Raw genomic sequence first — 11,939 nt, forward strand, 5'->3', positions numbered from 1 at the left:
ATGTAAATCCCCCTTAATCCCCCTTTTATAAAGGGGGAAATAAGGGTATTTTTAATACAGTTTCACCGTAAGTTCTTCGTTGAGTGAGCCATGGATGGTGACGTAGTCTATACGTTCTTTAAGCCCGTCCATCATCACTGCGATGTCCTCTTTGCCCATCTCATTCACCCACGGAAACTTGGTCTTAAAACCGTCCGCAAGGCATTTTGCGTCCACCCAGTAGCATTTCAGCTCAGGTGTGCTTATGTCGGGCTGTTCACCCAGAAGCATTGTTTTAGTGATACCCAGAATACCGTTGTTCTGGTTTTCCCTGTCCCATGCTCTTGAGTGAAACTGCCAGAGGCATCTCTGCATGATATAGTTTTCAAGAATTGCAATTCTTTCTTTCATTTCCATTTCAGTCTCCTCAAACAACCGCATCAGCTTTAGGTTCAGGCGCAGGGAAGTCATATTTCTTACCGCGGAGAGGTGTGACGATGTCCATCTTTCCTGTGTACATGTTCTCGGTGTGCAGTTCTTCTCTGGGAACGCCGGGATCGGAAAGCATTGTGCGGGTTTTGAAACCTGTGTCGGTGTCAAAGTCGTCCTTGCTGATGTCTATGGCAGCGAGGTTCATAACGGGCGAATAGATAGCGTTGTAAAGGTCGCGGGCAAGTCTGACCCAGCCCTCGAAACCTTTATAAGGTCCGTTATGGTATGCATGTATGTTCAGGTAAGGTATGCCTATCTTTTTGGCGACCTCACCGGGGCGCATGCCCGTCAGGATGCAGTCGGGTTTAAGCATCTTCATAGCTTCAAGAGCTTCAAGCTCGTTGGGATCGTCGATGGCAAGCGCGCCTTCGGAGCATCTTGCTATACCTTTTTCAAAGTCGCCCTGATGTCCGAATTTTGAATAGACGGAAACGACCTTAACGCCCATCTCCTCTTCGATAACGTGCGCCCAGTGCCACAGCTTTGATCCGCCCGGCCACAGGCATATCTTTTTGCCTTTAAGGCGTTTTGCGTACCAGTCGAGTTCGGGTTTCCATCTTGCCACTTCTTCGTCGATGATTGCTTTGGCTTTTTCAACGCAGTCGTCGCCGAAGAACATAGCCACTTTCATGAGAGATTCAGCAAGCAGGTCAAAACCGAAACCGTCGATGTCCAGACGGGGGGTGCCGTAACGCACTCTCAGCTCATTGCAGATATATTCTGCGGAGCGTGCGCATTCCAGAACGTTCAGGTCTGCTCTGTGCATTGCGCGCAGATCGTCGTATGAACCGTTTCCTGTGAACATTGAGATGACCTGTATGCCCATTCTGTTGAAAAAGTCGGTCATTATCTCGCAGTCGCCCTGAATGTTGTAATCGCCTACATAGTTGATGGTGTATTTGCTTTTTATAACAGGCTCGACAGTGCCGACCTTGTTGTTTATCCATGCGATGTTGATCTTGTGGTGACCGCCTGTCTGGCTGGTTCCGCCGAAGCCGGGCGCGTTACATACGAATATGTCGACGCCTGGGCGTTCTTTCATAACCTGTTTGGCAATGGCGTCCATGTCGTCGCCGATCAGCGCGGAAGCGCATGTCTGATACAGGGTCATTCTGTTGATGTTAGGAAACGCATCAAAAGCTTCATGAATGTTCTGTTTCAGCATCTTTTCCGCGCCGAAGACAACGTGTTTCTCTTTCATATCGGTTGCGAACGTGTATTTAAGCTGATAATTGTCATTATCGCTTATGTACCTTTTTGTCTGCCAAGTGTCGTATGTGCAGCCCATGGGTCCGTGGCTCATGTGGATGACGTCCTTCATGGGTGTGCCTATAACGTGTTTTGCGCCGCAGTATGCGCATCCTCTCTCTGTGATGGTGCCTGGAACCGTGTTCAGGTTGCCGAGGGGAAGGGCGGAGGTGATATCTTCGCCAGGTCCTTTTATTACTGCGTGTTTCTCTCTGTCGGGCAGCATCTTGCTGCATTCAAAAGTATGATAAGGCATGTTCAACCTCCCTTAGTCGATGAGACCGTATTTTGCCACCATCAGCTCAAGTTCGCTCATGGGAAGGGGTGTGGGGATAACGAACATTTCGTTCTCTATTATCTTTTTAGCAAGGGTTGCGTATTCTTTTGCCTGATTACATTCGGCATCGAACTCAACCACTGATTTTTTGTTGAATTCCGCTTTCTGAACAACGTTGTCTCTGGGAACGAAGTGGATCATCTGTGTGCCGAGAGCTTTTGTGAACTCCTGCATAAGCTCAAGCTCACCGTCAACTTTACGGCTGTTGCATATGATGCCGCCGAGGCGAACGCCTGATTGTTCAGCGTATTTCAGAAGACCTTTCGCAATGTTGTTAGCCGCGTAGATAGCCATCATTTCGCCGGAGCAGACGATGTAAACCTCTTCTGCTTTTCCGTCTCTGATGGGCATTGCGAAACCGCCGCAAACAACGTCACCCAGAACGTCGAAGTATACGAAGTCAAGGTCGTCGGTGTATGCGCCAAGCTCTTCCATAAGGTCGATGGCAGTGATAACGCCTCTTCCTGCGCAGCCTACGCCGGGTTCGGGACCGCCGGATTCAACGCAGCGGATGTCTTTGAAACCGCTTCTGACAACGTTGTCCACAGTGATTTTGTCTTCACCTATGTCGCGTAGAAGATCCATAAGAGTGTCCTGAGGCATACCGCCGAGGATAAGTCTTGTTGAATCCGCTTTGGGGTCGCATCCGTGGATGAATACCTTTTTACCGTAAAAATGCGCCATAGCGGCTGCTGTGTTCTGCTGAGTTGTGGATTTGCCGATCCCGCCTTTTCCGTAGAATGCAATTTTTCTGCTCATTGCCGTCTCCTTTGATTTTTTACCGATTTGTAATTTGTTATCGGTCTTATGTTTTACGGGAGTATAAAAAGCAGTATGTGTGCCACAAAACGCAAACAAAACAGGACTGTTTTGGTATGCAATAACGCTTTAGGCTTGCATGTCAAAGGGTTGAAAAATTTTGAAAATTGTAATGTTTATTACAAATCAGATGAGTATCGAAGTGTTTTGTTGTAATGTTTATTCCATTTCGGTACATTCTCTGTTTTTTCTGTACATAAATGTACAAAATCAGGTTTAACGGAGAAGTACCTCAACCAGAGGTGCCGCAAGTACGTTCACCGCACCCACCAGCACCATTGTAAGCCCTGAAATAGCGCCGACCTCGCTGTCTATCTGGTGCGCTTTAGCAGTTCCTACGGCATGCGCTCCCATGCCGAAGAGACTGCCTTTCGCTATTGTTGACTGCAGGGGGAGCGATTTGAGCAGTAACTCGCCTATGGTTGCGCCGAAAAGTCCTGTTATTATCACGAACACTGCTGTAAGACCGGGTATTCCGCCTAACTCGCCGGAAACTATCAGCGCAAAGGGTGTGCTGAGAGACCGAGGCAAAAGACTTATGCGGAGCTGGTCGCTCAGTCCGAACATGTTAGCGAGGAACCAGCTTGAAAGCATGGCTGTCACACTGCCCACAAGTACGCCGCCCATGAGTATCAGCCAGTGTTTTTTTATCAGCTCGCGCTGTTCGTATATGGGAATCGCGAACGCAACTGTCGCGGGGGCGAGCATTGCGAGCATCCAGTGGGTACTGCTGATGTATTCCTTGTATGGTACTCTGAAAGCCAGTACCACTATTATGAGCAGTATCGGGGCTATCATAAGAGGTGACGACCACCACGCATGAAAGCGGCGGTTGACCAGCTTTCCCGCATGATAAAGTGCAATGGTGAGCGCAGACCAGAATATCAGGTGCACAATGTTCATGAGTTCTCCTTAGCCTTGCCTGCGGGCGAGATAACGGTAGACCATATCCACGAACAGAGCAGTTACCGCCATCACTATCGCGGTGCTCAGAAGTATCACGGCAACTATCTTAAGCCCCAGCGTGCCGAAAAGTTCAGGGTGATCAAGGACAACAGGAACCGCCGGAACGAAGAACAGGAGCATTTCGCCCAGAAACCATTTTGCGCCGAGCCGCACGCTGTGGACACTGATCTGTTTTGTGACAAGCAGTGCCACAACGAGGAACAGTCCGATGATACTTCCCGGAACGCTGATGCCCGTCGCTTTTGCGGCGGCGGTGCCTATGAGCCAGAAGAGCATGATTATGCCTATCTGTGTCAGCATATTTGTGCGGCAGTGCCTGCGAAGTACTATTGAACCTGTTCTGAACATCTTTTTACCTCTGTTTTTGTGAATACTCTTGAAATATAGTACCCGATGATATATTCGTAAAATGAATTGTAAGAATATAAATAAGTCATAAAAGGAATATATATGGAGCTTAGGAATATCAGGGCGTTTGTTGAAGTGGTCAGACAGGGCGGATTTTCAAATGCGGCAAAGCGGGTCTTTGCAACTCAGTCTACCGTGAGCAAGGCTGTGAAACAGCTTGAAGACGAGCTTGGGGTTCTGCTTCTGGACAGGATAGGGCATAGCGTTAAGATGACGCAGGCGGGCGAGGTGGTGTTCAGACGCGGGTGCGCCATGCTTGATCATGTTGTTGAGATGCAGTCGGAGCTTGAGGAGCTGCGCGGAATGAAGCGCGGCACACTGCGTATGGGTTTTCCGCTTCTGGGGAGCAACACTCTGTTTGCGGATATCTTTGCCGTGTTTCGTCAGAAGTATCCCCATATTGAGATACAGATGGTTGAGCAGGGCGGCAAACGACTTGAAGAGATGCTTCTTGCCGGTGAGCTTGACCTTGCGGCGTCACTTCTGCCTGTGGACAGCGAAGAGCTGGACTGGCAGGAGGTCAGGAGCGAACCTATGGATCTGCTGGTAGCGAACGATCACCCGCTGGCGGATGAGAAAATTGTTGGTTTTTCAGACCTTAAAGAGTATCCGTTCATACTGTATGCCCACGGGTTTGCGCTGAACCCTATGATACTGGAAGCCTGCAAGGGTAAGGGTTTTACACCTGTTATAGCGGCGCAGTCCAGCCAGATAGAGTTCATCATAGGGCTTGTTGCGGCAAAGCTGGGGATCGCTCTTCTGCCAAGGATGATAGCTGCCCAGCATCCTCACCCTAAGACAAGGCTTGTTCCTGTCGGTGATCCTTCAATTTTCTGGCGTATGTCGCTGATGTGGCGCAAGGGTGCCTATCTGCCGCCTGCGGCACGCGCATGGCTGGAGCTTACGAAGGCTCATTGGGGATAGAAAGATAACATGAATTTGATATATCTATAGATAAAATATGACTATAAAATAGTGTGTTATATTTTAAAGCAAGAAAATCATAGGTTATAACCTATTGATATATTTCGCTCATATGTTAATAATGCCTACCATTAATAGTTGCAGATAAACATTAAATATTTTTTATTAAGCAGTATCCGTATCGAAAAGTCCGCGGTTTTCGGGCATATGCGATAGAGAAACATAATATAAATTCTTGACAAATGGTTGAAATAAATATAACTAAACACAAAGATAGTTTTTTAATATAAGTAATTCTGAACATATGCTTTTTTAGTTAAAAAGCACAATAATTTATTTGTTTTTTTATTGGTAATCCACTTTTCAGAGGACTTTTATGTCTAACTTATTGTCTGTTGACCCTGTCAGCCGTATTGAGGGACACATGAGTGTCAGCACGGCTGTTGAAGGAGGAAGGGTCTCCAAGGTTCGTATTTCCGGTAATATGTACCGCGGACTTGAAAGACTCCTTTTGAACCGCCATCCTGTGGATTCGGCGCGCATTGCCCAAAGGGTCTGCGGAGTCTGCCACGAGGTACACGGAATCTCCTCCATTACTGCGTTGGAGCAGATATACAGAGTTGTGCCTCCGCACAACGGGCAGGTTCTGAGGGATATGATCCTTGGACTGCACATCGTTACCGACCACCTTCTCCACTTCTACAATCTTTGTTCCCCCGACTACATAGACTACTCAGCCGCCGCCGGATATTCCGGAAGGGATGCCGAAATGAAGAATATATCCGACTGGATAAGCTCTTCCGGCACGAAGTTTGTCATCAACAAAACTCCGGGGGACTATATAAAGGACAAAGGCACCGCAAGGCGCTTTGCCCTGCATTATTTTCAGGCGCTTAAGATACGCGCGGAGGCAGCTTCCGGTCTGGCACTCATCGGCGGGAAGGTTCCATTTATCCATGCGCTTCTGCCGGGCGGAATCACGACCGAGATAACTCCAGATACGCTCATGAGATACTACCGTGTTCTAACCGAAACGACGGATTTTGTGAACAATGCTTTCATCCCCGACGTTATGGAGCTTGCGGAGCGCTATCCGGAATATTTCAAGATCGGCGGAGCATACGACACTTTCTATGCCCACGACTCACTTAAATATAAGAAAGGATACCTTTTTACATCCGGCGTTATCATCGACGGCGAAAAACGTAAATTTGACTATAAGATGGTGAAGGAACTTCTCAATTCTTCATATTACAATCCCGACGGCAGTCCTAACGAATCTGCTAAGGGCGCATACAGCTGGATAAAGTCCCCTCGCTATAACGGATATCCCCTTGAAACGGGACCCATAGCCCGCGCGGCTCTGTCTAACGATGCAGGTTTCAGACAGCTTATCGCCAGATACGGTCAGACGTCTATCCGCTCATCTGTTATGACAAGGCTTCTTGCCCGCGCATACGAATCGCGCAGAATATGCAACTATCTGTTTGAGCGTTCGGAGGATTTTGTTATCGGTAAACCCACGATAGCACATGTTGACCTGCAAAAGAAGCTCACGGGCGAAGGCATAGGTTTTTCACTTGCCGCCCGCGGCGCGCTCATACACCACATCAAGGCGTATGACGGAAGGGTCACTGATTATAAAATGATAGTGCCGTCCACATGGAACTTCGGTCCCACGGCGGCAGGCAAACACGGCGTTGCGGAGAAGGCGGTTCTGGGAACCCCTGTCCGTTTCGGCGGCGACAGCGGCTCAATAGAGGTCGGCAGGGTCATAAGAAGTTTCGACCCCTGCACGGCATGTTCTGTTCATTGAGGTGCGAAAGATGCTGAGCAGAAGAGATTTCATCAAAAGATGCAGAGATATATCGGTAGCGGTCATAGGAGCGGAGGTTTTCGCCACGGACATAGCCGAAGGCTTCATGAGGATAGCGGCTTCAAAGCGTCCCCAGATAGTTTTCGTTCAGGGGCAGAGCTGTACCGGCTGTTCCATCTCAATGACATACGGCAATGAATCGGATTTCATAGATTTTGTGACTAGGTTGGTCAGGGTGCAGGTGCATCCGAACCTTTCCTTCAGTCAGGGTCACGGCTACATACAAATGCTTGAAGAGGTTACATCCGCAGGCGGTCATATCCTTGTGCTTGAGGGGAGCATCCCCCAGCGCATGAAAAAGGCATGCCTTCTGGGTGAGGAACCCCTTTATGATGCTCTGAAAAAACACCTTCAGAAAGCTTATGCCGTTGTTGCCTGCGGAACCTGCGCGGTTTCCGGCGGAATACCCGCATCCGGCAGAAACGAGACCGGAGCCATTGACATCGACCAGTATATGCGCCAGTGCGGCATAAGCAAACCGCTGATAAAAATCCCCGGCTGTCCGGCACACCCCGACAGGCTCATGGGAACGGTGGCATATATTCTGGGCAGCGGGAAGATGCCTCCCATGAAGGACGGCGTACCCCAGCAGTATTTCGGCAACCTCATCCACAACAACTGCGGACGTTTTCAGTATTTCTCGCAGGATATCTACCTTAAAGATTTTGAGATTGATAAACACTCCTGCCTTCTGAAAAAAGGATGCAGAGGCACCATCACAAAATCCGACTGCCCCACAAGGCGGTGGAACGGAGGCGTGAGCGTCTGCGTTGAAAGCAACGCCCCCTGCGTCGGCTGTACGCATAACGGATGGCCTTTCAAAGAGAATATCTATTACGAATCGCGGAACATTGAAGACCTTCCGTGGACAGACTTCAAAAAGAACGTACTGGGGATGGGTAAGAAATGATAAATTTTGATAAAAAATACCGCTTATCTCTCAAACATAAGATGGCAATAGCAACCGTTCTGATCATTGCGTTCACCATCTTAGGCACCATCGTCTTTGAAAATATCAAACTCAGGATGATCGAAAAATCCCTTAACAGATATATGAACTACCTTAAGGACATGATATACATGTCCACCTTTGACGCCCTTAAAAAAGGGAACATGATGACGTTCAACAATCTTATTGAGGAGATCGGCAAATATGAGGACGTTACCGAGTTTTCACTGATAAAGCCAGACGGAACAATCAGCTATTCGTCGCAGAGTAATAGGGTTAACACAAAAGTGGACACTGCGATCCTTACAGATAAAGAGGATATGCATCCGGAAGGTGACAACAACGTATATCTTTTCCCTGTAAAAACCATCGGTTACTGCATGCGCTGTCACACGGAATGGCAGGAAGGCGGAATCAACTCATATTATTATGTTAAACTCAGCAGGAAATCGCTGAACAACGTTCAGAGCATGTCTATGATATCGGACATCTTCGTGGTAATAAGCGGCTGTCTGATGATATTTGTCATATATTTTCTTGTGTCCAAGCTTGTCATACGAAACGTGGGCAGACTTCAGGACACCATTGTGCAGGCGGCGGAAAATCTTGACCTCAGCCTTGAATCTGACATTAAGACCAACGACGAGATGGGTGAGATATCCGACAGATATAATAAGTTTATGCACGTTATCGGAAACGACATACTGCACACATTCAGATCCATTTCAAACATGATGGAACAGGCGCTTCCGCTGACGCTGACCACCATGCAGATAAAAGAGATGAACACAGAGACCATGAGGCTTGCCGGAGAGGTTGCAGCTGCCAGTGAGGAGATAAGCGCCACTGTACGGGATTCTGCGGAGAACATCAGCGATTCATCGGTTAAGGCGGAGCAGACACTTGAAATGTCGAAGAAAGGACTTGAGGTTATGCTTGAAACCACGGCTATATCAACTGAGGTCGGCAATATTGTCAGCCTTCTTGCTGGGGAGATGAACGAGCTTCTCGGTTCCTCCAAAGAGGTTGGGGATATCGTCATGGTTATTACCGATATCACGGAACAGACAAACCTGCTTGCGCTCAATGCGGCAATTGAAGCGGCGAGGGCGGGTGAAGCGGGACGCGGATTCTCTGTTGTTGCGGACGAGGTTCGCAAGCTTGCAGAGAAGACCAACGAGTCTGCATCCAATATATCAAGCGTTGTTAAAGCTATGCAGACCAAAGTGCAGAGCGCGGTTGACAACGCAGACGACGTTATGAAAAAGGTCAGAGTTCAGCTTGAAAGAGTTAACGATGCCAACGATAAATTCATGACAATACAGTCTTCTGTTGAAGACCTCAGCTCCAACATGACGCACATATCATCTTCCGTCCAGCAGCAGTCTGCGGCAATGACCCAGATAGCGGCGAATATTGACGAGGTTGCCCGCATGAGCGATGCCAACTCCGGCAGCATAGATGCTATGGTGGGCGGCGTTGAGACCGTTGTGGGACTTCTTGACGAATCAGAGAAAGAACTTAAAAAATTCACTCTCCAGTCCGTCGTCCTGCCCGTGATACACGCTAAGGTCAGCCATGTGCTTATGACCAAGAACATATATCACGGAGCGATGTATAAAAAACCGGTAAGCCTTGATAGCTACGATAACTGCGCTTTCACGGAGTTTTACAGAGGACGTGGCAGGGAGGTATTCGGAAACGACCCTGACTACAGAGAGATTGAGACGGTTCACCGCTCTCAGCATGACACTGCGGAAAAAATTCGGATCAGAATAGCCAAGGGCGAAACTGTTACGGATGAACTTGATATCCTTCAAGGTCATACGGAGAAGCTGGTTTCTCTTATGAATGGATTGATTGAGAGATATATGTAAAGAACTTTAAGGGCAATCGGAAAAGACACCGGTTGCCTTTTTTTTATTAATTATTCGTTTTATCCAGATTTTTAAGCAGCTTGTGGAGTGTTTGGCGTGTTATGCCGAGAATTTTTGCGGCATCGGTTATGTTGCCTTTGCTGTGGTTTAAGGCTGAAGAGATCAGAATGGATTCCATCTTTTTTATGGTGGGGAAATCTCCTGCATAATAAAACGGTTCGGATAGATTTTCTTTGGTACCTGTGCGTGGGTTTATATCGTGTCTGCGCATGAAGGATATCATGTCGCGGCTGTTGAGTTTTCTGCCGCGCGTAACCATGGCGAGGTCATTCATTATCGCCTGAAGCTGGCGAACGTTTCCCGGAAAACTGTAGTTTCTTAATATATCACCTATCCCCTGCGGCAGTGCCGCCGACATCAGACATCCTGATTCAAGAAGTGCCTTGTTGTAAAAATTCAGCGCCAGAAGCTCTATGTCGTCCTTCCTGTCGCGCAGAGGCGGGATGGTTATACAGTGGGTCGATATACGGAAAAGAAGGTCTTTTCTGAATTTTCCGGCTTTGACGTTGTTTTTAAGGTTAACACTCGTTGCGGCTATGATGCGCACGTTGGCTTTGACGTTGCGGTCTGTTCCCAGAGGCATGTAGACCTTTTCCTGTAAAAGTCTCAAAAGTTTTATCTGTGCCGATTCGTTCAGGTCGCCTATCTCGTCCAGAAACAATGTTCCGTTCTCAGCTTCAGCAACAAGCCCTCTGCGAGGTTTTTCAGCCCCGGTGAAGGCTCCTTTTGTATGACCGAAGAGAGTGTCGGTGAACATGTTGTCGTCCAGACCGGAGATGTTTACGGCGACGTAGGAACCTTTCTGTCCGCTTGCCTTATGAACCGCTTCCGCAAAAAGTTCTTTGCCTGTTCCTGTTTCTCCCGTGATAAGAACGGGGAAGGTACTTTCAGAGACGAAGTTCAGATATCTGAATATTTCGAGCATTTTGCTGTTGCACGTTATTATATTGCTGAAGAAAGAATTATGTTCGATTCTGCCTGTGGATGGTATTTGAAGTTCTGAGCTGTATCTCTTGTATACCTCAAGGGCGCGGAGTATTACTTCGGCAAAAGCGTCCTTTTCAACGGGCTTGACAACGAAACTCACCGCTCCTTTTTGGAGGCAGCGCACGGCGGATTCGGTCTCGTTCTTCTCAATCATCATCACAACCGAAGATTGCGGAAAACTTTGCGAGATGATTTCAAGTATTTCTTCACCATTTTGATGCGGCATATTCATATCGAGAAGAATGATGGCAGGATCAATTTTATCGGAGTCTTTCAGAAATTCTCGCGTATCATTGAAAGCTACTATGTCTGTTGCCCCTAACTGTCTGAGGCTACGGACATACATATCGGTCAGTTCTTTTTCATCATCAATTATAACAACTTGTGAGATCATGTAAAGTCACGACAGAGGAAATTAGCTGCTCCTCATCCCCCTATTTTTATTGAATTTATCTTTTCCGGTCTATAAAAGCTAAATCGTATTTGCCGATCATTTAATAAATATTAATAAGATAAACTTGCTCCCATTTTCACCCGCACATACAGCACCGGTGTCAGAAAAAGCAGTTTTTATCTGAACTGCAATCCGATTAACTACCAAACAATATGCCAATATTAGAGAAACGTTACTGGCTGTCAGTTTAGTTTACTTTATTAATCGTCTGAAATGCGGTGTAAACAAAGTTTTTAGATAATTCTGTTATTTCAAACTCTGCATAAACAGGTCACACATCGTGCTAAAAATGGTGATAGGTTTTTTAGAATATTTCTTACTATTTCAAACGCTATTGCATAATTAAACAGCAGTGCTTTGTCTGTTACCTGTTTTTTTTTTGTGATTTCTTTTCAGTATTTTTTTTTGTAAGTATGCGTTTTTGTTTTTGAAACTGTTAAATGGCTTATAAATAATAAAAAATTTGTTATTATTTCCGGAGACGTGTAAAATTTTTCTGTTTGTGTCATGTTCTGAGTTCTCCGCGTGAGGGCATTTTTAAGGCAAATATCGGAACCTGTTTT

General features: G+C 47.1%; 10 protein-coding genes. 4 read left to right on the forward strand and 6 right to left on the reverse strand.

Translation table 11 applies throughout. From position 1 onward, the window contains the following. Positions 1-51 precede the first annotated feature (51 nt). The 5 genes from anfG to LRY47_RS01860 form a co-directional block, all read right to left on the reverse strand. Positions 52-396: a Fe-only nitrogenase subunit delta gene (gene anfG / locus LRY47_RS01840; RefSeq protein WP_295221973.1), complete on the reverse strand. Its 345-nt coding sequence runs from the start codon at positions 394-396 to the stop codon at positions 52-54. 10 nt (positions 397-406) lie between these two features. After that, positions 407-1,975, reverse strand: a complete 1,569-nt coding sequence (anfD, locus tag LRY47_RS01845) for a nitrogenase iron-iron protein, alpha chain (protein ID WP_295221976.1) — start codon at positions 1,973-1,975, stop codon at positions 407-409. A 12-nt stretch (positions 1,976-1,987) separates the two neighbouring features. Next, positions 1,988-2,815, reverse strand: coding sequence for a nitrogenase iron protein (gene nifH, locus LRY47_RS01850; protein ID WP_295221979.1), 828 nt, complete (start codon positions 2,813-2,815; stop codon positions 1,988-1,990). A 276-nt stretch (positions 2,816-3,091) separates the two neighbouring features. After that, on the reverse strand, positions 3,092-3,778 hold the full coding sequence (locus LRY47_RS01855) for an LrgB family protein (RefSeq protein WP_295221982.1): 687 nt from the start codon (positions 3,776-3,778) through the stop codon (positions 3,092-3,094). Between the two features lie 9 nt (positions 3,779-3,787). Continuing rightward, positions 3,788-4,189, reverse strand: coding sequence for a CidA/LrgA family protein (locus tag LRY47_RS01860; RefSeq protein WP_295221985.1), 402 nt, complete (start codon positions 4,187-4,189; stop codon positions 3,788-3,790). A 102-nt stretch (positions 4,190-4,291) separates the two neighbouring features. Between LRY47_RS01860 and LRY47_RS01865 the strand changes: the two genes are divergently transcribed. From LRY47_RS01865 to LRY47_RS01880, 4 genes are all read left to right on the forward strand, one after another. Then, positions 4,292-5,173, forward strand: coding sequence for a LysR family transcriptional regulator (locus tag LRY47_RS01865; RefSeq protein ID WP_295221986.1), 882 nt, complete (start codon positions 4,292-4,294; stop codon positions 5,171-5,173). Positions 5,174-5,549: 376 nt separating this feature from the next. Then, complete coding sequence (locus tag LRY47_RS01870; protein ID WP_295221988.1) at positions 5,550-6,989, forward strand: nickel-dependent hydrogenase large subunit; 1,440 nt, start codon at positions 5,550-5,552, stop codon at positions 6,987-6,989. Positions 6,990-6,999: 10 nt separating this feature from the next. Next, positions 7,000-7,959 carry a hyaluronate lyase gene (locus LRY47_RS01875; RefSeq protein ID WP_295221989.1) on the forward strand — a complete coding sequence of 320 codons (960 nt, stop codon included), beginning with the start codon at positions 7,000-7,002 and terminating at the stop codon, positions 7,957-7,959. 41 nt (positions 7,960-8,000) lie between these two features. Further along, positions 8,001-9,875: a methyl-accepting chemotaxis protein gene (locus tag LRY47_RS01880; RefSeq protein ID WP_295221992.1), complete on the forward strand. Its 1,875-nt coding sequence runs from the start codon at positions 8,001-8,003 to the stop codon at positions 9,873-9,875. Positions 9,876-9,921: 46 nt separating this feature from the next. On the opposite strand, the gene LRY47_RS01885 is transcribed toward LRY47_RS01880, so the two are convergent. Further along, complete coding sequence (locus LRY47_RS01885) at positions 9,922-11,316, reverse strand: sigma-54 dependent transcriptional regulator (RefSeq protein WP_295221994.1); 1,395 nt, start codon at positions 11,314-11,316, stop codon at positions 9,922-9,924. Positions 11,317-11,939 lie beyond the last annotated feature (623 nt).

The sequence above is a fragment of the Seleniivibrio sp. genome (assembly GCF_021209385.1).
In the GTDB taxonomy this organism is placed as follows: domain Bacteria; phylum Chrysiogenota; class Deferribacteres; order Deferribacterales; family Geovibrionaceae; genus Seleniivibrio.